Annotated in this window: 19 protein-coding genes; 6 read left to right on the top strand and 13 right to left on the bottom strand. The window is 27.9% G+C overall.

The genetic code is table 11. From position 1 onward, the window contains the following. Positions 1 to 30: 30 nt before the first annotated feature. From ACWPW7_RS08425 to ACWPW7_RS08395, 7 genes are all read right to left on the bottom strand, one after another. On the bottom strand, positions 31 to 1,233 hold the full coding sequence (locus ACWPW7_RS08425) for a methyl-accepting chemotaxis protein (RefSeq protein ID WP_454053170.1): 1,203 nt from the start codon (positions 1,231 to 1,233) through the stop codon (positions 31 to 33). A gap of 219 nt (positions 1,234 to 1,452) precedes the next feature. Next, complete coding sequence (locus ACWPW7_RS08420; RefSeq protein WP_454053169.1) at positions 1,453 to 1,968, bottom strand: GNAT family N-acetyltransferase; 516 nt, start codon at positions 1,966 to 1,968, stop codon at positions 1,453 to 1,455. Positions 1,969 to 2,262: 294 nt separating this feature from the next. Next, positions 2,263 to 3,123 (bottom strand): cation diffusion facilitator family transporter, encoded by an 861-nt coding sequence (locus ACWPW7_RS08415; RefSeq protein WP_454053168.1) that lies wholly within the window; start codon positions 3,121 to 3,123, stop codon positions 2,263 to 2,265. 295 nt (positions 3,124 to 3,418) lie between these two features. Next, positions 3,419 to 4,141 carry an amino acid ABC transporter ATP-binding protein gene (locus tag ACWPW7_RS08410; RefSeq protein WP_454055486.1) on the bottom strand — a complete coding sequence of 241 codons (723 nt, stop codon included), beginning with the start codon at positions 4,139 to 4,141 and terminating at the stop codon, positions 3,419 to 3,421. 20 nt (positions 4,142 to 4,161) lie between these two features. Then, a complete protein-coding gene (locus ACWPW7_RS08405) occupies positions 4,162 to 4,821 on the bottom strand; it encodes an amino acid ABC transporter permease (protein ID WP_454053167.1) in 660 nt (219 codons plus the stop codon). A gap of 25 nt (positions 4,822 to 4,846) precedes the next feature. Then, positions 4,847 to 5,638, bottom strand: coding sequence for an ABC transporter substrate-binding protein (locus tag ACWPW7_RS08400; RefSeq protein ID WP_454053166.1), 792 nt, complete (start codon positions 5,636 to 5,638; stop codon positions 4,847 to 4,849). 143 nt (positions 5,639 to 5,781) lie between these two features. Continuing rightward, the gene (locus ACWPW7_RS08395; RefSeq protein WP_454053165.1) at positions 5,782 to 6,333 is read right to left on the bottom strand and encodes a CD3072 family TudS-related putative desulfidase; all 552 of its coding nucleotides are present in this window, start codon (positions 6,331 to 6,333) and stop codon (positions 5,782 to 5,784) included. Between the two features lie 304 nt (positions 6,334 to 6,637). Here ACWPW7_RS08395 and ACWPW7_RS08390 point away from each other — a divergent pair, with 304 nt between their 5' ends. Further along, positions 6,638 to 7,618 (top strand): tocopherol cyclase family protein, encoded by a 981-nt coding sequence (locus tag ACWPW7_RS08390; RefSeq protein WP_454053164.1) that lies wholly within the window; start codon positions 6,638 to 6,640, stop codon positions 7,616 to 7,618. Positions 7,619 to 8,267: 649 nt separating this feature from the next. Beyond that, positions 8,268 to 9,662 carry an MATE family efflux transporter gene (locus ACWPW7_RS08385; RefSeq protein ID WP_454053163.1) on the top strand — a complete coding sequence of 465 codons (1,395 nt, stop codon included), beginning with the start codon at positions 8,268 to 8,270 and terminating at the stop codon, positions 9,660 to 9,662. A 206-nt stretch (positions 9,663 to 9,868) separates the two neighbouring features. Here ACWPW7_RS08385 and ACWPW7_RS08380 read toward each other — a convergent pair whose 3' ends face one another. The 5 genes from ACWPW7_RS08380 to ACWPW7_RS08360 all read right to left on the bottom strand — a co-directional run bounded on the left by ACWPW7_RS08380 (position 9,869) and on the right by ACWPW7_RS08360 (position 17,409). Continuing rightward, entirely contained in the window at positions 9,869 to 10,996 is a 1,128-nt protein-coding gene (locus ACWPW7_RS08380) for a hypothetical protein (RefSeq protein ID WP_454053162.1), read from the bottom strand. Positions 10,997 to 11,630: 634 nt separating this feature from the next. Further along, on the bottom strand, positions 11,631 to 12,239 hold the full coding sequence (locus tag ACWPW7_RS08375; protein WP_454053161.1) for a DNA-3-methyladenine glycosylase: 609 nt from the start codon (positions 12,237 to 12,239) through the stop codon (positions 11,631 to 11,633). A gap of 464 nt (positions 12,240 to 12,703) precedes the next feature. After that, positions 12,704 to 13,903, bottom strand: a complete 1,200-nt coding sequence (gene megL, locus ACWPW7_RS08370) for a methionine gamma-lyase (protein ID WP_312575537.1) — start codon at positions 13,901 to 13,903, stop codon at positions 12,704 to 12,706. 200 nt (positions 13,904 to 14,103) lie between these two features. Continuing rightward, positions 14,104 to 15,669: a sigma 54-interacting transcriptional regulator gene (locus tag ACWPW7_RS08365; protein WP_454053160.1), complete on the bottom strand. Its 1,566-nt coding sequence runs from the start codon at positions 15,667 to 15,669 to the stop codon at positions 14,104 to 14,106. Between the two features lie 930 nt (positions 15,670 to 16,599). Continuing rightward, the gene (locus tag ACWPW7_RS08360) at positions 16,600 to 17,409 is read right to left on the bottom strand and encodes a DUF368 domain-containing protein (protein ID WP_454053159.1); all 810 of its coding nucleotides are present in this window, start codon (positions 17,407 to 17,409) and stop codon (positions 16,600 to 16,602) included. A 343-nt stretch (positions 17,410 to 17,752) separates the two neighbouring features. Here ACWPW7_RS08360 and nhaC point away from each other — a divergent pair, with 343 nt between their 5' ends. The 4 genes from nhaC to ACWPW7_RS08340 all read left to right on the top strand — a co-directional run bounded on the left by nhaC (position 17,753) and on the right by ACWPW7_RS08340 (position 23,706). Then, positions 17,753 to 19,198, top strand: coding sequence for a Na+/H+ antiporter NhaC (gene nhaC, locus ACWPW7_RS08355; RefSeq protein ID WP_454053158.1), 1,446 nt, complete (start codon positions 17,753 to 17,755; stop codon positions 19,196 to 19,198). Between the two features lie 11 nt (positions 19,199 to 19,209). Continuing rightward, positions 19,210 to 20,412, top strand: a complete 1,203-nt coding sequence (locus ACWPW7_RS08350; protein WP_454053157.1) for a M20 family metallopeptidase — start codon at positions 19,210 to 19,212, stop codon at positions 20,410 to 20,412. A 412-nt stretch (positions 20,413 to 20,824) separates the two neighbouring features. Further along, the gene (locus tag ACWPW7_RS08345; RefSeq protein WP_454053156.1) at positions 20,825 to 22,372 is read left to right on the top strand and encodes an amidohydrolase; all 1,548 of its coding nucleotides are present in this window, start codon (positions 20,825 to 20,827) and stop codon (positions 22,370 to 22,372) included. Positions 22,373 to 22,407: 35 nt separating this feature from the next. Continuing rightward, positions 22,408 to 23,706, top strand: coding sequence for an AfsR/SARP family transcriptional regulator (locus ACWPW7_RS08340; RefSeq protein ID WP_454053155.1), 1,299 nt, complete (start codon positions 22,408 to 22,410; stop codon positions 23,704 to 23,706). Positions 23,707 to 23,837: 131 nt separating this feature from the next. On the opposite strand, the gene ACWPW7_RS08335 is transcribed toward ACWPW7_RS08340, so the two are convergent. Next, positions 23,838 to 24,347: a dihydrofolate reductase gene (locus tag ACWPW7_RS08335; protein WP_454053154.1), complete on the bottom strand. Its 510-nt coding sequence runs from the start codon at positions 24,345 to 24,347 to the stop codon at positions 23,838 to 23,840. Between the last annotated feature and the right edge of the window lie 17 nt (positions 24,348 to 24,364).

Below are 24,364 nucleotides of genomic sequence, written 5' to 3'. Positions count from 1 at the left end.
TTTTATGGAAATATTTTACATAAATATGCTTTATTTTGTTCTCTTTATTTGAGATAATTCTTCTCTAAAAGTGTCCTTTAATTCTCTAGAAATCTCTGCAAACTCTTCACTAGAGGAAGCTATCTCTTGTAGTGACTCGTTTTGTTCTGTAATAACTTTAGAACTTTCAAGAGATATCTTTTCAATATTCTCAATAGCATATAGCATTCCATTAGATGAATGTTCTATATCCTTTATAAGTTCTAAAAGCTTTCCTACTCCATTTACTCCATCTAAAAGATCCTTATCAGTTTTCTCTATAAAATCTACGGTGCTTTGTACTATTTGCATTATGGCATCTATAGTTACTTTAATTTCTTTAGTAGATTCTTGTGACACCTCTGCTAATTTTCTAATTTCCTCTGCAACTACTGCAAATCCTTTACCAGATTCACCGGCTCTAGCTGCTTCAATTGATGCATTTAGTGCTAATAGATTTGTTTGAGAGGCAATTCCTTGTATTGTAATTAATATATCCATTATAAGTTCTGATTTACCTTTTAAATCATTTATCTTGTCTACAGACTTTTTCATAGAATTATTTATAGATTCTATATTATCCTTAACTTCATTGCCAAATTTAGTGCAAGCATCTGTTTTTTTATAGACTTCTTTAGCTTCATTCAAACTATTTTTAGCCTCATTTAATACTTCATTTGATTGAACTTGTATATTACTTGAAACCTTTGATATTTCTTGCATTGAATTAGCTATTTCAGAAGACGCGCTATTAATTCTTGATGAATTGCTATCTACAAAATTTATTAATTCTTCATATTTACTATTATTTTTAATTACCTCAACAGCACCTAGTGGATTCCCTTCATCATCATACATTCCTGAATTTGATGCTAGAGTTGAAAATCTTTTCCCTTTTCTATCAACCATTTCTGCTAATGAGTCTTTAATGAAATTTTTGCTATAGACTGCCTTAGTAGTAGGACAATCTTTGCAAATTTCTGTATTAAAAATTTGTTTACAAGTCATATTTTTTGCCTCATTTTCCGTATAACCTGTTAGTTCCTCCATAGTTTTGGGCCAGTATATTATATTATAATCCATATCTCTAACATAAAAAGGATCTGGTACTGCATCTCTTATAGCTCTTAACATATATACTTCTTTTTTTAACTCTTCTATTTCACTATTTTTCTCTTCAATTTCCTGTAATAACCTTTTTTTCTTATCAAGCACTTAAATTCCCCCTTAAATTATCGTCTCATTAATTTTAATGTAAATTCACAAAAATTTACATTAAAATTAAATAATCATTAGTCTATAAAGTACTCTATAAACTAATATGAAATTCCATATTTCTTGTATTTTATAATCCCCTATGAAGTTATACCCATTAGATTTATTTTTCATTAATTTTAAATTATTGATAAATTGCTATGTTAAAAATATTAGGTGTTAAGCTTGTTCACATACTTCGTTCTCCAAAATTGACATAACAATTAATGACTCATATTGATGATTACGCAGAAAACATTCTCTTAAAATCCCCTCTTCAGTGAATCCTTCAGAATTATAAAGTTTTTTTGCTCTATGATTTTTATAAAAAACATCTAGCCACAATCTGTGTGCTTTTAATTGCTTAAAAACAATATTTTTAATTGTTCTTAAAGTTTCCCTTCCCAATCCTTTTCCTTTGTCACATATTACAAGTCTTTTAAGTTCAATGCTATGATTAGAACTTTGAAGCCCTGCTATAATTACATATCCAACAGACCTATGTGTATTTTTATCTTCAACTATTAAATGCATAATATCTTCTTGTAGCAAAGCATTGAAATGCTCTTCTCTACTCCATTGAACTACATAATCAGCATTTTCATCTTCCCTTTCAGAATGAACCACAAAATCTAAATCACTTTCTTCAGTAAATCTTAAAACTATAATATCAGATTTTTCGATAAATTGCTTCATATCTTTACCTCTCATATAAATTAATTTGTTGCATCACAATATTTCTATAAATATACTATTAAAAAATCATTCATTATAAATTCTTCTTAATATATTTATGCCAGAAATACTATTATATATAATCAGTATAATAATAGTATATTTTACAATTATTATACTATATTCAATCTATACTACTAAACTATATTAGGATATAAAACAAAAATTTATATTAATATCTTTTTATGATATTTCAAAAAATTGTAAGACATTTAAAGAAAGCTTTAGAATTTTATAATTCTAAAGCTTTCTTTTTTAATCTGGTTCCACATGAATCATACAATGTTTCACATCTTCTATAGTGTCTTCTATACTATCATGAACTAAACTTGCAATATGATGGCCTTCTTCAACTGTTATACGTTTATCCACTTGTATCTCTATATCAACATAAATTTTATTTCCAAACTTTCTCGTTTTTAAATCATGTATTTCTTTTACTCCCTCAATAGAAGTAGCTACTTCTTTAATTTGTTCTATAACTTCATCATCAGCAGATTGATCAACTAATTGATCAGTAGCTTTTAAATAAAATTCTACTCCAACTTTTATAAGTATTAATGATACTATAATTCCGGCTATAGGATCCAAGAATTTAAAACCCATTCTTGCTCCAGCTATTCCTATAAGGGTACCTACAGAGGAAATAGCATCTGACCTATGGTGCCATGCATCTGCTTCCATTGCAATGCTCTTTACTTTTCTTGCAGTTATAATTGTGTACCAATACATTCCTTCCTTAACAGCTATTGATGTTAAAGCAGCATACAATGCTATAGGTTTTGGAGTATCTAAATTTCCTGATAGTAAAATTTGTATAGCATTATAAGCTAAAAACACTCCTGTTCCTGCTAATATTAAACTAACTACTTTGGAAATTTCAGGTTCAAATTTTTCATGACCATAAGGATGTTTTTCATCAGCATCTTTATTAGAGATTTTCAACCCTATAATAACAACTACTGTAGTTGCTATATCTGAAAAGGTATGAATACCATCTGCTATCATTGCGCTACTTTTTCCTACAATTCCTGCTATTACCTTAAATATTGCTAATACTGTGTTAATAATTACTGTAATAATTGATACTTTTGTCGCTTTTTTATAATTATTCATCCCAATTCCCCTTTCAATTGAAAATACATTACTCTGACATTATATGCAACAAGTCCATTTTTATCAACTCTTTTATCGAATTTTATATTCACGACTTTTCTTATCAATTGATAATAGTATTTAGTATTATTATCATTAAGTTTAGACTTTCAGTTCATAATGAAATCCATCACCAAAAGAGTTCTTCAAATATGATTTTCATACGACTTTTTAAAATTTCTTTCCTAATCAAAAATATTCAATCCTATTATTTATAAATTTCTTATCATAAAAAAGATAAGGCCTTAACCTTATCTTATATAACAGCTGTTGTTAAATCTATAAATCTTTTTATCTTATTATTCTCATCGTAATTATTAAACATTTCCTCTACGTTTCCAGACTTTAAGATTTTTCCATTTTCCATAAAAATTATTTTATTAGCTATATTTTTTATAAAGTTTATTTGATGTGTAACTATAATCATTGTTTGTCCTTCTTCTGCTAAACCTTTTATAGTATTAAAAACCTCAATAGAAAGTTCTGGATCTAATGCCGAAGTAGGTTCATCAAATAAATATATATCTGGTTCAAGTGCCATAGCTCTGGCAATAGCAACTCTTTGTTTTTGCCCTCCTGACAATTGATGTGGATAACTATTTTCCTTACCTTGTAACTTTACCTTTCTTAAAAGTTCTAAAGCTTTCTTATTTGCTTCTCTTTCTGGTACTTTATTTACTATCATTAAAGGCTTACTTATATTCTGCACTACAGTATAATGCGGAAATAAGTTAAAGTTTTGGAATACCATCCCTACTTTGCTACTTAGCTTTTTATTTTCCTGTATTATCTCATCATTAATTTTTATTTTTCCACTATTTATCTTTTCAAGCTGACTTATGCATCTTAAAATCGTACTTTTACCTGAACCACTAGAGCCTATTATTGCTAGTATTTCTCCTTTATTCACATTAAAAGATACATCTTTCAATACATGATTATGTTCATAAAACTTATTTATTTTTTCTACCGAAAGAATAGTTTTCATAATATTACCTCTTATATGCTATATTTGTTAGTTATATTTTTTTCTAGAATTTTAGAAATAGTAGATATTATAAATACCATTGTAAAGTATAACAATCCAACCAAAAGATATATTTCAAATGGTCTAGAAGTTCTTGTATATATAAGTTGACCACTTCTAGTTAATTCAGTGATAGCCAATATGGAAACTAATGAGCTATCTTTTAATACAGAAGAAAAAGAATTAACTAGTGGTGGAAGTGCTATTCTTATAGCCTGAGGGTATATGATATGAAATAATATTTGGGACTTATTCATACCTAAGGTATATGCTGCTTCATTTTGCCCTATAGGTACTGCTAATATTGATGTTCTAAATATTTCTGATATGTAAGCACCACTATTTAAAGATAATCCTAATATTGCTACTGTAAAACTACTCATTTTAATACCTATAGAAGGCAGTCCATAATATATAAAAAATAGTAGTATTAATAAAGGAATTCCTCTATTTATTTCTATATATACTGATAAAATGAAATTTACTATTTTAGGTGGCTTTGAACTTCTAATAGTACCTATTATAACCCCTATTAATATAGATAGAATAAAAGATACTAGTGTAATCTTGATAGTTACTGAAGTTGCCTGCAAAATATATTTCAAATTATCAAAGATAATGTCAAACTTCATATATTTATCACTCCATTATAAAATTTTAGAACTTAAGCCACTTATTAAGTATTTCATCGTACTTTCCATTTTCCTTAATCTTAGCTAGTGCTTCATTTAGTTTTTTTGTTAGCTCATCATTTCCATGTTTTTGTATCATAACAATTTCTGCAGAATCAATAGGCCTTTCTAAAATCTTAAAACTATTATCTTTTTTAATTTGATTTAAAGCATAAGCATATCCTACTGCTACTGCATCAATTCTATTGTTTTCTAAGTCTATGAAAGCTTCAGGATTATAATTATATCTTTTTATTTCTTTTAATCCTTCCATTTTATCAAGTGCTTGTTCGCTTCCCGACCCTAGTTGTACCCCGACAACTTTATCTTTTAAATCATCTACTGATTTTATTGAAGTATTATCCTTATTTACAGCAATTACATCATTTAAATTATAATAGGCGTCAGACATGTTTACATTTTCTTTAGATGCTTCCTTTTTAGACATACAAGTTATTAAAGTATCATAGTCTCCATTAACTACTCCGCCTAATAATGCGGACCATTCAGCATCAATTATTTCCACTTTAAGACCTAATTCCTCTCCTAATGCCTTTGCTAAGTCTACATCAAAGCCTTCAATTTCACCAGTTTTTTCATTTCTTGATTCAAAAGGAGGGTATGCTGCACATAATCCTACCTTCAAATTTCCATCCTCTACTACCATTGAAGATATGGTTTTACTTTCATCTTTAGCATTTGAACATCCGATAAAAGTAAAAACTGAAATTACAGTTAATAATCCCACTAATAATTTTTTCTTAAATGCCTCTTTCATAACTACCTCCCACATATATTTAAGTTTTTATGTTAACTATGAACAAGACTGTAGACAAACCTTATCATGTCTTATTCATAGTTCACAATCTAGAGCTTATAAAATACAACTATGTAAATTTATCAACATAACTATTTTATACTTTAGAAATAATTCTTTATAGCTTCAATTGAAGACTCTACATTACTCTCGTTTAAAGTTAAGTAAGTAGGATTAACCCCTATACTTTCTAGATTATTTTTAAAAATTTCCATAAAAACTCCTGGAGATTTAATAGTTGAAATATCATTTAATATTTCAGAGAGATTTGCATTTCCACTTAGTTCCCCACTCCACTTTTTAGAAGAGCAAGTATAATTAATTCCACAACTAGGACTTCCATCAATACCTAATACTAAAGCTATTTCATAACCATTGTTTTTATAATCCTCTATTTGATTAATAATAGGTTTTAACAAACTTGTACAATTTTCTCTGAAATATGGTGTGTCAAACTGTTCTTTAACATGTCCCCATCTTTTAATTCCATAAAGATTAATTTCAGGACAAGGCAGTTGAATTATACCAAAATTTTTATTCATCAAAAGCTCTACTATTTCTTTTACTGCTCCTTTATAACTGCACAGTCCTTCAACCTTAGCATTTCCATTTAATATACAATGAGTAACTAAACAAATTTTCTTTGATCTTTTCATAAGACACCTCACTATTACATTATTATACCAACAATGATTATACATTTTGAAATAGTATTATTCCAATTCCACTTGCTAATAGATAAATAACTGTTTATTTGAAAATTCTATAGTTTTAAAATAAATTTATTTTTCAATTAATGTTTTATACATTTAACAGTTATTAATAAATAATTTAAAATCCATAAAATTGAAATTCAAAAGTAAAAATTATGGTTTATCATAGAAACTCTTTAATTTTAATTATGTTTTTATAATCTATAGAATATGTCAACAATATTAATAAAAACAAAAGGAGTCAACTATGTTACATAATAACTTTTTAAAAAGATGGAATCCTTCAATCTTTCAAGGAAATTTAAATAAAAGAAATTATTTTGAAGGGTGGTATTTTAAGCTAGTGTCAGAAGATGAGAAAAATACTTTTGCATTTATTCCTGGAATATCCTTTGAAAAAAATAAAAAAGGTCATTGTTTTATTCAATTTTTTAATGCTTCTACTGGTGAAAGTAAATATTTCACTTTTCCTATGTGGGATTTTTCTTATAGAGAAGATAAGTTTGAAGTAAAAATAGCTAATAATGTATTTTCTAAGGATTTTATAGATATTAACATAAATGATGATAATTTTAAGGTAAAGGGCAAAGTTTATTTCCAAGATACAGTTCCTTTCCCTAGTAAAATATATAAACCTGGAATTATGGGATGGTACTCCTTTGTCCCTTTTATGGAATGTTATCATGGAGTAGTATCTATAAATCACATCTTGAAAGGTAGCTTAATTATCAATGAGGAGCTTTATAATTTAGATAGTGGAAAAGGATATATTGAAAAAGATTGGGGGAAATCTTTTCCTTCTTCATGGATATGGTTACAATGTAATAATTTCAAAGGTAGTAATTCTTCCTTTATGCTTTCTATAGCTAAAATACCTTGGCTAAAAAATCATTTTGTAGGTTTTCTAGGCTTTCTTTACATTGATGGAATACTGCTAAATTTTGCAACTTATACAGGCGCAATTATAAAAGATATAACTATTATAAAAAATAGACTTTTTATAACCATAGAGGATAAAAATTTTAAAATTAATCTTTGTTCCATTAAAGAAGATGGAGTAGAATTAAAGGCACCTAGCAGTGGTAAGATGGAAAGAACCATAAGAGAAAGCTTAAACTCAAAGATACATATACAAGTATTTAATAAACATTACAAAAAAATTTTCGATGATATAGGAACTACTGTAGGTCTTGAAATTAGTGGAGACTTAAAGGATTTTAAAAAATAATAAGTCTATTTTAACTTACACTGTATTTTAAGAATGTACTTCAGCTCATATTTACTCAAAGTCTTCTCATCTTCCAACAAATATCTGTCACATTTTCAATAATTATTTTATTTCAGATGGCTAAAAGAAATTATTTTTCAATCTTCTAATATTCTAAAGTAGTTATATATCTTAACAACTTTAGAATATTTTTATTTATAATCTATAATCTATACAATTTACTATTGATTATATATCAAAGCCCAATTAAAATTAATATAGAAAATTGACATAATTTAATTTTTAGGCATTTCACTTTGCAACAATAATTCATAATATAAATAATATTTTATCCATTATTTAAAATTCACTTTAATTGAACTTCTTCATTTAAATGTGCTAAACAATGGTGTTATTTTTGTATATGCATTAATTTTAGAAATATATAACTATAAATTGTTGTTAAATATTAATCTTTTATTGACAATATGTAGTTTATTACATAATATGAAAAAGTATGATTAAATAAAAAATCATAGTTAATTTAACATAGTTTTTTTAATTCTAATGTTAAAGATTTCTATCTATCTTAAACTTCTGTTTTTTTAATTATCTAACTATAAAATGAAACTTATAAATTACTATAATAAAAATAATGGAGGTGTTAAAATTGAGCCAAAAAACAGATTTGGTTAATGGCAATATTTTAAAATCACTTGTTTCCTTAGCAATCCCTATAATGGGAACTTCTTTTATCCAAATGGCATACAACATGACAGATATGATTTGGATTGGAAGAGTGGGTAGTCTCGCTGTAGCTGCAGTAGGCACTGCTGGTTTTTTTATATGGTTTGGTCAGTCTTTTATATTATTATCTAAAGCTGGTGCAGAAATTGGAGTTTCCCAAGCCTTAGGTAGAAATAATAATGATGATGCTAAAAATGTTGCCACAAATGCTATTCAATTAAATATTATTCTAGCGGTTTTATATGGATTATTCTTAATACTATTTAAGTCTCCTTTGATAGGATTTTTTAAATTAAACAGTCCTGAAGTAGTTTCTATGGCAGAAACCTACTTATTTGTAGTTGCTTTAGGAATGGTATTTAATTTTATAAATCCAGTTTTAACAGGGATTTTCAATGGTAGTGGAAATAGTAAAGCTCCTTTTAAAATAAATACTGTAGGACTTATATTTAACATGGTATTTGATCCCCTATTAATTTTTGGATTTGGTCCCATACCAGAAATGGGAGTTTTAGGTGCTGCAATAGCTACTGTATTAGCTCAGTTCGTAGTTACAATGTTATTCTTAAGAGAAATGAAAAAAGAAAATCTTGAGCTATTTAAAATAAACATATTAAAAAAATTTGATAAAAAATACTTATCCAAAATAGTTAAATTAGGACTTCCTATTGCATTACAAAATGGATTATTTTCTTCTTTTGCTATGATAATAGGAAGAATTATTGCTGTTCATGGAGATACCGCTGTTGCAGTTCAAAAAGTTGGTTCACAAATTGAAGCTATATCTTGGATGACTGCTGGAGGCTTTTCCACTGCACTAAGTGCCTTTGTAGGACAAAACTATGGTGCAAGAAAACATGATCGTATATTTAAAGGATACTTTATTGCTATTGGAGTAGTTAGCATAGTAGGAATATTTGCTACTGCACTATTAATTTTTGGTGCTAGACCAATATTCTCATACTTTATTCCTGAAGAAGAAGCTATTAAAATGGGAATAGTATATTTAAAAATCTTAGGAGTTTCTCAACTATTTATGTGCTTAGAGATTACCACTACTGGTGCTTTTAATGGTTTTGGTAAAACCGCCTTTCCTGCTCTAATAAGTATCATATTTACAGGGCTTCGTGTACCTGCCGCTATGATATTATCAAAACCTGAAATGTTAGGTCTAAATGGAGTTTGGTGGAGCATAAGTATTAGCAGTATAATTAAAGGAATCTTATTACCTTCTTTATTTATGTTACTAATTGTAAATAATAAAAAATTTAGAGCTTCTTTAATTGAAGATAGCTTAAACAATGGTAAAAGTGCTTAAGAAATTTAAGCACTTTTATTTATTCATATTATTTCTTTTTATGTGACACAGTCACTTGTATTTAAAAAATCCATTAAAGAAATTATTTTGATCAAAAATAATTTCCACCTTAATTGTGTATTTTGCATTGTGAATTGTGAATTAAAATACCATAGAGATATACATTAAGTTTTGATGTAATTTTAAGGTAATTTATCTATATATATCTATAATGTATCTCTCCAGTCTTTTAAAAAATTCACTAGTTCTTCCTTGTTAGGACTTTTGCCTTCTCTTACATAATATCCTGAAACTGCTGTTCCTAACAGCAAAGATAATTGAATAGATAAATCTAATAGTTGTCCAAAGCAAAAACCTGCATTAAAATTGTCTCCTGCCCCTGTAGTTATTTTAGGATTCGCTGTAAATGACCCCAATGTATGATAATACGTTCCATTGCAATATGATAAAGCTTCATCTACAGGATGAACTACTACTGCATAAACATCAATATTTTCACTTATTTCCCTGCAGGTTGCTCTTAAATCCATATTGTTATAATTTTTCCCATCTATAGAAGGTAATTTTAAAACCTTCGCCACATCAAAGCACTCTTTTTTATTAAGGCCTAGTATTGCTTTAAACTTTAAATTAAAATTAGAAATTAAATTCAATACTTTTATTACGTCTTCTTCTGTTCTTTTTTCAATATCTGCTAAATCAAAAAATACAAACTTATCTGTTGATTTTATGTAAGGGTTTATTTTAGAAATCATGTTTTCGAGAATTTCATTCATATATGGAAGTGTAGTCCAATTTACCATAGCTAAGAGCTTACACTCTTCTATAAGTTCTCTAAAGGTTGAAAGCCCTATCTTTTTATCAATAAGATCCCAATTTATCTCTTTCATGGAGTTTTGCTTAGAAGTTATTAACTTTCCATCCTCAAATTCATAAGCTTCAGTATAACTAGGATTACAAATAGATATGGTTCTACAGTTTTTTGTCATATCCTTAAAAACTTCATGTATATCATCTTCACCTAATGCTCCTATATAAGTTAAATCAAGTCCTAGATTTATAAGCGCATCACACATTATAGGTCCATTTCCTCCTAGCTTAATCTTAAGAGGAACTTTTTCTATATTAGTACTCAGCCCTGCTGCTTTTGATATTCTTTCTCCAAATGATTTTAATGTTTTAATTCTTTCATACTCACCTGGACTTTTTCTAATATCTACAGCATGAACAAGTTCATCTACAAAACCATCAAATCCTACTACAGCTTTACACTTAATATTAGAGTTTTCAATCTTCTCAATAAGCTCTGTTATGTTTTTAAATAATTCCTCCAAAGCTCCCCCTCCTAAATATATTAAAATTTCAATTCATAATTCAAAATTCAAAATTATAGTTGAAATTAATTCTTTATAAATTAATTTCTTAAACTATTTTTTGCTAGCAATACATTGCTAGTTTTCCCACCTCTGGGGAACAGTTTAATCAATGGAGAATTCAGAATGGACAATGCACAATCACGGTTCAAATTAATTTGTAAATTAATTTCTTTAAATAGATTTTTAAATAAAAGTGACTGTATAACTTGAAAAATAAATCACCTCAAAACTTCTTTCCTAAAGAAGAAGCATCAATAATTCTCAATTATATAAAGGTTCCCCTGAGGTGCAGTGTATCCTGGAAGAACACTAAGAAATTTAACTAAAACTACAGCTATTAATTTTATATAAGAAGTGATTACATCACTTCTTATATAAATAATTTTAAATTTCTCAGCTTTCGCTGAGAAATATCCATAATTGTGAATTGTGAACTGTGCATTGTGAATTTAATAGTTCTAATTATAATATTAAAAAACACCAATTATTTTAACATATATGTTAATTTTAGAACTAGTATATCTATATGTGACAACCACCTTTATAACCTAATGTCATACTCTAAACTTCATATTTTTCAAAAGATCTTTCATTATTGCTTTGAAACAAATTTATTCCCCTTTATATAAAATCTATATAAGTAATCTTTCGCTTCTTCTGCATAATCAATTCCTATTCTTTTACACTCAGCTATTTCAAAATTCTCAGTATTATTATCTTCAATATATAATTTTTTACCACATAAATCTTCTCCATTTAATCCTTTATTAATTTTTAATGAATTACAAAGTTTTGCTGGACCATTTGTAAGATTTTTTATTTGTGCTTTTGTTAATTCATTATACTCTTTATTAAATCTATTTCTACTCATTGACTCTAATCCTTCTACTGGTTCTAGTGCTCTAACAAGTACAGCTTGAGGTGTTTCAACTTCCGCCGCTACTACATTAAAGCAATAGTATAGTCCATAAATAAAATAGACGTATGCATAGCCACATTCTCCATACATAACCTCTACTCTTTCTGTTCTTCTTCCTCCATAAACATGTGCAGCCTTATCTATAACTCCCATATAAGCCTCGCACTCTACAATAATTCCTGAAATTCTTTCTCCCTCTATTTCATGTACTAATTTTTTTCCTAATAACTTCTTAGCCAAAGTAACTGAATCACAGCTATAAAAACTTCTTTCTAGTTTCAAGTCCATTACACTCCTTATTTATTATATTACGTAGCTTATACTAATTATTATATCCATTTATCCATAGAAAATAAAATAAGGCATATGAAATAAAATAGCTAGTTAAAGATGCAAAATATATTTTGTATCAGACAGGTCGACGGGTTTCCATTATAGTCTAGCTATCATGGAGTTCTGACGACGCAGTATGTTACAAAATAGATGAGCATACTGACTAGTTATTTTTTGAATATGCCTAACTATTTAAATATGAAGATTATATTCCAAATTAAACAATGAATTACTTTCTACTTATTTATAAATATTTTTAAAAGCAATACCATAGTATGAAACTACTTTTCAACTTAAATATAATTTATTCCAAAAATAATAACCCCAAAGTAATCATCATAGAAATTATTGATGATCACTTTAGAGTTTTTGATTTTAAACAGCAATACTGTAGATTTTTAGATTTTCAAAAGTTATAATATGGTTTTTAAAGCTCTATCTAAATCTAAAATTATATCTTCAACATCTTCAAGTCCTACAGCTAAACGTACTAAGTTATCTTTAATTCCAGCTTCTAATCTTTCTTCAGGAGCATATGGTGAATGAGTCATTGATGCAGGGTGTTGAATTAAAGTTTCTGCATCTCCAAGACTTACTGCTAAACTGCAAAGCTTAGTATTGTTTATCATCTTTTTACCTTCTTCTACTCCTCCTTTTATTTCAAAAGCAATTATTGCACCTGGTAATGACATTTGTTTTTGTGCTAGTTCATATTGTGGAAAACTTTCAAGTCCTGGATAATATACTTTTTCAACTGCTTTATGATTTTCTAAGAATTCCGCTACCTTCATAGCATTATCACAATGTTTTTCCATTCTAAGTGGAAGTGTTTTCATCCCTCTTATAACTAAGAAAGCATCAAATGGGCTCATACTAGAGCCTGTCATATCTTTAACTCCAAATAATCTTACTTGTTGTATAAATTCACTTGAACCTATTACAAATCCACATACTACATCTCCATGGCCATTTAAAAATTTTGTACCAGAATGTATAACTACATCAGCACCTAATTCCAATGGCCTTTGAATATATGGTGTGCAGAAAGTATTATCTACCATTACTAAACAATTTTCATTTTCATGAGCAATTTTACATATAGCTTCTATGTCTGATAAATCTAAATTTGGATTTGCTGGACTTTCTAAATAAACTACTCTAGTATTCTCTCTCATAGCATCTTTCACATTTTGTGGATTTTTTGTATCAACGAAAGTAATTTCTACTCCGAATCTAGTTAATCCATGACTTAAATAAGCAAAGGTACATCCATAAAGAGTCTTTGATGCTACAATATGATCTCCTGCTTTTAATGCTGTCCATAATGCTGAAGAAACTGCTCCCATACCAGAACTCATTGACATAGCAGCTTCCCCACCTTCAAGTATTGCTAACTTTTCTTCTAAAACACTATTAGTAGGGTTACCTAATCTACTATATATATATCCATCTTCTTCTAGCGCAAATCTATTTCCACCTTGCTCTGCTGAATCAAAAACAAAAGTAGAACTTTGGTATATTGGAGTAGCTAATGCACCGTATTCATTTTTTTTAGCCCCACCATGTATAGCTTTTGTCGAAAACCCCATTTGTTTTAATTGCCCTTTATTCATATGTATACCCCCTTAATATTTTATATGGTATCTTCACAAAATAATATTAAAGCAATTATTATGCCATAGGATAAAAAGCTTTAAAATTGTTAATAATCTAACTATTTTAGCTAATAATCTTAATATTAAACTATTATATAATAACCAAATGGAACTTTTTCAAACCAATAATGGTAAATAATTTTTACATATGGTTAATTTTATTTCCATTTTATATTATATTTATTTATCTTATTTATAATAGTAGTATGGGTGACCCCTAATGCTTTTGCAGTTTTTCTAAGACTTTTATGTTTTTGTAATGCTTCAATTATTGATGCCTTTTCTACCTTTTCTATACTTTCTTTTAAAGTTAAACATTTATCATCTTCTCTTGGTTCTCTATTAAAATTATGGGGATTTATATCTAGCATTAAACTATCTATAGTTAAAATGTTAGAAGAGGATAAATTCATGGCTCTTTCAACAATATTTTTAAGTTCTCTAATATTCCCAGGCCAATGGTATTCCAATAATTTATTCATAAATCCTATATCTACACCTACTATATTTTTGTTCAAAGATAGATTCAATTCTTCAATAAAATAATTTACAAGGCTAGGTATATCCTCACTTCTATCTCTTAAAGGTGGTATATATAATGGAATTACATTTAATCTATAATATAAATCCTCTCTAAAGCTTTTGTTCTTAATCATTTCCTCTAAATTTCTATTAGTAGCTCCTATTATCCTTACATCTACTTTTTCTTCCCTACTACTTCCTATTTTTCGTACTACAGAATTTTGCAATACTCTTAAAAGCTTTGCTTGGAGAACCATTGATAACTCTCCTATTTCATCTAAAAATAATGTTCCTTGATTAGCTTCTTTAATAAGTCCATCTTTACCACTATTTAAAGCACCAGTAAAGCTTCCTTTTTCATATCCAAAAAGTTCGCTTTCAATTAAACTATCTGGTAATGCTGCACAATTTATTGCTATGAAAGGTTTGTCCATTCTAGGGCTTAGGTTATGTATGGCTTTTGCAAAAAGCTCTTTTCCTGTGCCACTTTCTCCTCTAATTAATATGGTAGAACTACCCTTTGCTACTGTATGTGCGATTTTTTTAGTTCTTTCAATGACAATACTATTGCCAACAATCTCATTAAATGCACCTTCCTTTGTATAAGACACTACTTTTGCCATTTCTATAGCCTTTTTCATATCTCTTACAGATGACACCCATCCTAACGTATTTCCATTATCATCTTTTATATGTCTTCCTGTGGCAATATAATGGCTATTTCCTCTTTCATTTTTGCTACTAAACTCTAAATTAGTATAGTCCTTTCCACTTTTAACAAGATTTATTATAGGTGCATCTTCCTTTATTATGGTTCGAATATCTTTGCCCATAACCTCTTCTCTTTTATAATGAAAGATTTTCTCACAATAACGATTGAATATTTCTATTTGAAAATTTTTATTTACTGCCATAATACCATCATCTACAGAATCTATGAGTGCTAAAAGTTTTCTCTCATTTGCTTCATAGGTTAAAAGTTCTACTTCATTTATACTCTTAACTTCATCCATAGAAGTTATATCTTCCATTAAAGATAATTTTTTATCTTCACTAATTTTTTCAATTTTAATATATATCTTCTTTGGAAATACCTCAATAGATATAAGATTTATATTAGAAGTATACAGTTTTTCTAATATTTGAAGAGTTATACCTATTTTATCTTCTGTTATGATTTTAAATCTAATATATCTATTCATAACTCTCTCCCTCAAACTACTTTTAAATCAAAGAAATCAATTTAAAACTTCTCTTATAAAAGAGAAGTATCAATAATTCTCCATAGTCAATTGTTAATTATATAAGATAGAAATTTTAATAATTTAGTAACACAATTATATAAATCTATAGATTAAATTTGGAAGTAGTACGTCTATATATACGATGTTTCTTATCCTATATTATAATATACATTTCCAATCTAAAACCTTATTTGATTGGAATTTTATAAAAACCTTAATAATTTTCAAGTATTCCTAAGATTTCTATGTTTTTTCTAATTATATCTTCCTATAATTAATCTTTACTTATTTTATAAATTAATTATACCTTATAAACTTTCTACGATTGAAACTTATTTTCATATTTTTTTGTAGCCTCAGTAAGTAAATTATTCAATTTTCTCATGAAATTCATAATATTTAACAAATATTTTACAAGAATTTAAAATTTAACAGTTATTTGTTCAAATTTTCTCTATTTACTCACTTTATCTTAAATGTTATAATAAAGAAAATAATAACTATATAAATTTAGTTAGTTATCAACTTCAACTGCTATAATTAATCAGTAAAATATAGTAATAGATTTAGCAAGTAATCGATATTTTATTTAGTAGCAAGCATCGCCCTAATCACAGCTAATTGTATAACCCAAAATAGTTTAGTATTTTATTTGTTTGAAAGCATAACATTAGTTTTAGTAATATAAACTTAGCAATTACATTGCAACAGCCCAATCTATAGTAGTTGAAGTGATTTTTCTAAAAAAGTAAAAAGCCCTACAAAAATGTAGGGCTTTTTACTTTTTTAATAAATATTTATAAATTTATATTCCTATACTATAATATAACTAATTATAACCTGTAATTATTATTAATTTCATTTTTTAATGTTTAAAATATATATTTTTTATTTTTTATCTGAGCCTAAAAAATATGCTAATATAATTCCTACTACCATAGCTACTAGGGCTATAATTCCATCCATATTAAGAGTAAATCCAGGATAAATTGAAAATACTGAACCAATTACAAGCCCCAATATTGCAAAATATGTAGGTTGAGGAAATCTACTCAATAATTTATTAATAACCTTAGTTGTAAATATTAATCCTATCATTGCTCCTAATGCTATTGGAATCAGAAGAGGAATATTAAATTCCGCCACTGCAGTTATAGCTGTTGTATATAGTCCTATTAAGAGTAATATAAAAGAACCACTTATTCCTGGTACAACCATCGCTGATGCCCCTATTATTCCTGCTAATAATAGTTGAATAAATGAATTAAAAGTTAAATCCCTAATAACTGTTGCATTAGTTTCTGGTGGCATTATTACAGACAAAACTATTAACACTCCAAAAGTTATTGCAAATGGAATTATACTAGATGCTTTAAATTTAGACTCTAACGCTTTTTTACGTATCATAGGAATGCTTCCTAATATAAGTCCTATAAAGAAAAAGTTTGTAGGTATAGGTTTATTCTCTAATAAAGTTTTTATTAATTTACTAAAAAGTACAATACCTGTGCCTGCACCGATACCTATTGGCAATAAAAATATTAAATTTTTCTTCCAATCTTTCAAAATCCCACTTACAGAGGATATAAGCTTATCGTATATATTTAATACTACAGCCATTGTGCCTCCACTGACACCTGGAATGATATTGGCAATACCTATAACCATTCCTTTAAAGAAGTTTATTAAATTCTCCATCTTAAATCTCTCCTTATTTTTGAGACTAATCTTTAAAGTCGTATTTATAATGTTAACAGATATATTATAAAATAGCTTGCTTATAAAAGCACTAGTTATTTGGTATTTTAATAAGTTTATAATATTTCTCTCAAGAAAATATATGAAGATCTATAATAGAATTCTTTATCTTAAATTCAAAATAAATCTTTTGTTTATTTGTTGTACTATTAATTGTTTATTGTTTACAGATTATACACAAAAAATATTTTAAATTTTCTTAATATAAACACTTTTTAAAACAAATAAAAAAACATGTATAGGTTATCATAAGATAAAAGTTAATTTATAGGGGGTTAAACTTATGGCAAATCAAAACAATTCTAAAGAAAAAATGCCTAGTTTTGGCGCTGCATTATTTGTAGTATTTTTTCTATGCGCTGCTATGGCAGTACAAATTTTTGTATTAAAACAACCATACGCAACACATATTACATTAATTCTGGCAACAGTAGTTGCTGCAATAGTTGCACTTATGTCTGGATTTACTTGGAGTGATGTTGAAAAAGGAATACTTTATGGCTGTGAGATAGCAATGATTCCTATGCTTATACTAATGCTTGTGGGAGTGCTTATAGCATCTTGGATACCTGCTGGTACAATTCCTACATTAATTTATTATGGACTTAAATTAATTTCACCTAAATATTTCTTACTAACTGCTGCATTTATCTGTGCAGTTGCTTCAGTATCAACTGGAAGTAGTTATACTACAGGTGCTACCTTTGGTGTTGCCTTTATGGGTATTAGTATGGGGCTTAATATTCCGCCTGAACTAACTGCTGGTGCAGTTATAACTGGTGCTATATTTGGCGATAAAATGTCTCCACTTTCAGATTCAACTAACCTTTCTGCTGGAGTTGGAGAGGCAAATTTATTTGATCATGTAAAAAGTATGATTTATACTACTGGTCCAGCATTTATAATTTCATTAATACTTTATGGAGTATTAGGTTTAAGATTTAAGAGTACATCAATTGATACAAGTCAAATAGATATCATGTTAAATGGATTAAAAGATAATTATTGGATTAGCCCTGCAACTATAATTCCACCTATTATAGTAGTTATTCTAGCTGTTAAAAAGGTATCAGGTCTTGCAGTTATGGTTATTGCATCTATGGTTGGATTATTGTTTGCTGTATTATTTCAAGGATATGGCGTCGGAGAAATGCTTTCTTTTATGAATGATGGATTTGTTTCTAGCACAGGTATTGCAGAAATTGATGCTCTACTTAGCCGTGGTGGACTTCAAAGTATGATGTGGACAATTTCTCTTGGCTTCTTAGCATTAAGCCTTGGCGGAGTTCTAGAAAAAACTAAAATATTAGAAATTATATTAGAGAAAATTTCTAAAATTGTAAGTACTCAAAAAGGACTTATAACTACTCACGTCTTATCTGGTATAGCAGTTAACATATTCTCAGCTAGCCAATATATGGGTATTATTATTCCTGGTAGAATGTTGGTTCCAGCTTACAAGAAACTAAATTTACTTCCACAAGTTTGTTCAAGAACTTGTGAGGACTCTGCTACAGTAACTTCTCCGTTAGTTCCTTGGGGATTATGTGGTGTTTATTTTACAGGAGTATTAGGAGTTCCAACTCTTTCTTATGCACCTTATGTATTTTTAGCATATTTAACGCCGCTAATAGCTATAATTTATGCTTATACTGATAAGTTCATGTTCAAGGAAGGAGATATTAAATCTTTAAGTAGCTATAAAAATAATAACTTAGAATTAAAATAAGGAGAATACTAATGAATAAAACTAATTACATTAATAAGGAAGCAGTAATAAGTCTATTATCAAAACTTGTTGAAATACCTAGTCCTTATTTTCACGAAAAAGAAATTATGAATTTTACTTATGATTGGTTAAAACATAGAGATTTAAATCCTAAATTTCACCATTATGTAGAAAATAATGTAACAAAATTTCAAGGAGTAAATGTTGTAGGAAGTTTAAAGGGTAATTCAAAGGGACCTTGTATATATTTAAATGCTCATCTAGATACAGTTAATCTTTGCAATGGTTGGACTTACGATGGATTAAAAGCAACTATTGAAGGCAACAAGCTTTATGGTTTAGGTGCTTTAGATATGAAATCTGGTGCAGTATCTATAATGCTTGCATTAGAAGCTTTTAAAAATGTAGTAGATGACTTTAAAGGCGAAATAATATATTCTTTTGTTTCCGATGAAGAAGGTCCTTATGGACTAGGTACTAATGCAGTAATCGAAGATGGAATTGCCAAAAATGCTGATGTAGCAATAGTTACTGAACCTAGTAGTGGTTTTTGCTCTAAACCCTTTCCTTGCCTGTGTTTAGGTGCTAGAGGTGGTTATAACTATACTGTTAATCTTTATGGCAAATCTGCCCATGCAGCTAACCCTGAAAAAGGTATAAATGCTGCTGTAGAAGCAGCTAAAGTTATGCTTGAACTTGAGAAATCAACTTTAATTGAAGATGACAAATTAGGAAAAGGCTCAATATGTGTCATTTCTTCTGAAGGTGGCGGACAAGCATGTAGTGTACCAGACACTTCTTCCTTTACAGTTTTTAGACATATTGTAAGAGGTGAAAATGAAGAAACTATAAAAAATGAATTATTTGAAGCTGTAAAAAAAGCTAACATAAATTCAAAAGCAGAATTTAATTTTAGGGAAGCTCCTAGTGAAGGAACTAGAGGGTTTATGCCTTATACTGTAGACGAAAATAACATCTATGTTCAAAACTTCGTAAGATCCATTGAAAGTTGCTGTGGTAAAAGTCCTCATATTGCTTATTTTTCAAGCATAGGTGACTTTAATTATATAGGTTCAAGATTGAATATTCCTACCCTGATTTTCGGTGCTAATGGAGAAAACTATCATACTGCTAACGAATTTGTATATATTGACTCAGTTATTGATACAGCACTTTCAATTTTTGATTTTTTAATAAATAGTCTTTCTACTTAAGCACTGACCTCCTATAGTTTCTATAGGAGGTTTCTCTACTTAAGTATTAATATAATTTTATGATTTCTTAAAGAAAAATCAATAAAAGCTTAACTTCACAATTAAGAGTTGTTTATCTTATTATTAATTCTTTTAAAAATTAAGATAAAATAATCTAAATATATTAATTATCTAAATATAAATACAAATTAGAACTGTTTTTTATTTCCTCTCAATGATAGAATATTACTAGTTATAAATTTAGAGATTCTCATGATTCATGAGATTTATAAATTTATTTAAGGAGTCTAAAATTTACTACAATAATGAATAGTTATTTTATATAAGACACCTAAGAGAGCAAAATCTCTTAATATATAATTATTAAGTATGATGAGTTCTTTATAATTAAATTAAAAGAGAGTTGAAGTTTATGATATCAGTAGATTTACTTTTATATAATGGAAAGATTATAAGTTTAGAAAATGATAATGCTATCTACCATTGGATAGCTATAAAAAATAATTTAATATATGACTTTGGAAATGATGGAGGTTTTAAAGCTTATATATCCAATAGTTCAGATGTAATTGATTTAAAGGGAAAAACCATTCTTCCTGGTTTTTATGATAGTCATGTCCATTTAGTTCAAACAGGATTAAATATCTTAAGTCTTGATTTAAGTAAATGCACAAGCCTTAAGCAGATATTCAAATTAATTGAATACAAAACTAAAGAAACTCCTAAAGGACAATTTATAAGAGCTACGGGACTTGATGAATATAAGCTAGATGAAAAAAGGCTTCCTAATAGATATGAGCTAGACAATTGTGCACCTGATCATCCTGTATGGATAAATAGAGTTGAATATCACACTAGTATAGTAAATTCTTTAGCTCTTCATAAGCTTAAAACACCTTTAAATGCAGAAGGAGTAGAAACAAAAAACAACATTCCTACAGGAGTTTTAACAGGAAGTGCCAGTGCTCTAGTAAGAAAACAAATATTAGCTAAAATCAGCTCAGAGATGAGATTAGAAGGAGTAAATAAAACTCTAATAGATGCTATAGCTAAAGGAGTAACTTCCATAAATGCTATGGAAGGAGGATTCACCTTCCATGATAAGGATGCTGAATTTATTTATAACAATAAAGATAGTTTTCCAATAGATATTATTTTATTTTATCAAACAGTGAATATAAATAAAGCTCTTGATAAAAATCTTAAAAGAATTGGCGGAAGTATATTCCTAGATGGGTCTTTCGGTTCCAGAACAGCTGCTCTTTCAGAGCCTTATTTGGGCTATGATGATGCTTACGGAAAATTATATTTCACTCAGGAAGAAATGAATTCTTTCATTCTAAAAGCTTATAAAAATAATATACAAGTAAGTACACATGCTGTTGGTGAAAGAGCTATTGAGCAAATTATAACTGCTCATGAATATGCCCAAAGCATCTATCCTAATAAAAATTTGAGGAATAGAGTGGAACATTTTGAACTTCCATCTTTAGACCATATAAAAAGAGCAAATAAACTTGGATTAATTGCATCTATGCAACCTACTTATGAATATCTTTGGGGTGGATATGATAAAATGTACTCTAAAACAATTGGCAAAAAGAAATGCGAAGAAACAAATCCATTTAGAGAAATAATTGATAATGGACTAATAATTTGTGGTGGTTCAGATAGTGATGTAACTCCTATTAACCCTATTTTAGGTATTCATTCTGCTGTCAATCATCCTATAAGTGAACATAGAGTATCCGTTTTGGAAGCTATTAAGATGTTTACTATAAATAGTGCTTATGCAGTTTTTGAGGATAATATTAAGGGATCAATTAAAGCTAATAAATATGCTGATTTTGTAATCTTAAATGAAAATCCTTTAGAAATACCTAAAGAAAATCTTAAGGATATAGAGGTTTTAGCAACTATAAAGGAAGGACATATACTTTATGAAAATAACCTTAGATAATTGAAGATATTATTTAAAACAAAGGGTGATGTCAGTTGAAAAAACTTGAAATATACCTTCTCGGGAATATAGAAATACGATTAGACAATCAATCAATCTTAGAAAAACTAAGTAGTAAAGCTATTGCTTTACTATGCTTTTTATGTGCTAATAAAGGAAAAAAATTTGGAAGAGATAAATTGGCTACTTATTTTTGGAATGGAGTTAATATTGAATCTGCCAGATACAATTTAAGATACAATTTTTGGAATATAAGAAAAATTATAAATGAAAATAAATTTTCTGAAGACATACTAATTAGTACAAAAGATTCATGTATGATTAATCCTAATTATGATTTTTATATAGATATTTTTCATTTAGACAATATATTAAACTCTATAGAAAAAAATCTTAATATAAAGGCTAATCTTAATAATGCTAAAAAACTTTTTAAAGGTGAATTTTTAGAAGAATTTTATATAAAAAATTGTCCTGAATTTAATGATTGGATATTCTACGAAAGAGCAAAGCTTCAAAGAACTTATGAAGATATTCTATGTAAACTTATAGATATACATTATGAAGATAAAGAGTATGATAATGCCATTAATCTTTTAGAAGAAATGTTAAATATCAATCCTTTTAAAGAAGAATTATATTTAAAACTTATGAAAATATATATTGACTTAGGCGATAGAAATTCTGCTATTAAACAATATGAAAGATGTGAAAATATTCTTAGAGAAGAATTAAATGTGAGACCTATGGAAGATATTCGTAATCTTTATGATAGTCTAACTAGTGGTTCTTTAAACCCTTCTCATAAAGAAAAACACATAGAGAATACGCCTGCTAAGTTAACACTTTTAAAAATAGATAAAAATGATATAAAAACATTGCAAATGAATTTATCAAAAACTTCATCGAAAAATATAATCTACACAAAATGCTATCCTATGAAAGCTATAAATTACTGTTGGATTTCAGACGCTATTGATTGTATTATTTCAATTTATGATATAGAACAATTAAGAAGATTTGAAAAATATTATTGGGTAGACCTGCTTAGAGTGCACCCTAAAGTTCAATATATAGATGATACCTTAATTGTCCGAGATATACTAACACCTCAAACAGAAAAAAATAGAATATTTATAGCTTTAGAAAATTTGTTAAATTATCTATCTACTATAAATGCTATTACAATTATAATAGAAAATTTACATATGATGGACAATATATCTTTTGATTTCTTACAATACTATATAATGAAGAATGAGAATATTAATATGAAATTTATTGTGAGTTCCGATGAAAATGATAGCAAATTTGATAAGTTAAAATATACTTAGTATAACTTATATAATTGAGAATTGACGATTGATAACTGATTATTTTTATTTGTAGTGGCGAACAGTGTTCGCCACTCTTACACCTTTTAGAACAGTAGTGAAGCCCTTTAGGATTCCCCTGAGGAACGACATCAATCAAAATTTAATGGTTTAGTATTTCTATAAATATTGAAGTTAAAAGTTACTCCAGAACAAGAAGTAATTGTCTCTTCTCTATTCTCCAATACCCATTTTTTATCCTCATCTATATTTAAAAAATGCCTATCGGATTTATAAGTTTTATTTATTTTAGTAACATATGCAAACTCACAATAACTTTCAAGCTTTTTATAAACACTCTCTCCACCAATTATATATATATCCTTACTACTGTAACTTTTAAGAACCTCAAATAAAGTCTCCAAGGAATTTATGACTATAGCATTTTCTACTTTATAGTTTTTATCTCTAGTTAAGATTATATTAATTCTACTTTTTAACGGAGCTTTATTAGGAAATGATTCTAAGGTAGTTCTTCCCATAACTACGACTTTTCCTATAGTTTTCTTCTTAAAATCTTCTAAATCCTCTGGAATATAAGTTAATAAGTTTCCCTCATTACCTATACCAAAATTCTCATCAACAGCAACAATTAAATTCATAATTCATCTCCACTTTT

The organism is Clostridium sp. Marseille-Q7071 (genome assembly GCF_965112025.1).
The sequence above is the reverse complement of the archived record's forward strand: the minus strand, read 5'-3'. Positions and strand labels throughout refer to the sequence as shown.